Source organism: Erwinia sp. 009765445, assembly GCF_058137865.1.
The window spans coordinates 1-272 of sequence record NZ_JBYUWC010000069.1 but is presented as its reverse complement, the minus strand read 5'-3'; the positions used below and the strand labels follow the sequence as shown (position 1 = coordinate 272).

At 53.3% G+C, this 272-nt stretch carries 1 pseudogene; it reads right to left on the bottom strand.

Annotated features, from left to right (window positions below):
* Nucleotides 1–272, bottom strand: a pseudogene (yehX, locus tag AC3Y5R_RS24255) (glycine betaine ABC transporter ATP binding protein YehX); the annotation flags it as partial.

Below are 272 nucleotides of genomic sequence, written 5' to 3'. Positions count from 1 at the left end.
GCCACGCTCCAGTGGGGGAACAGGCCAATAGATTGAATGGCATAGCCCATCCGGCGGCGCAACTCCAGCACTGGCAGCGAGCGAATTTCTTCTCCGGCAAAACGGATCACGCCGCTGTCATGCTCCACCAGGCGGTTAATCATTTTCAGGGTGGTGGATTTGCCGGAGCCAGATGTGCCAATCAGCACCGAAAAACTCCCTTCCTGAAAATTGAGATTGAGATCGTTAACGGCTTTTTGTGCGCCGAACAGTTTGCTGACATGGCTAAATTC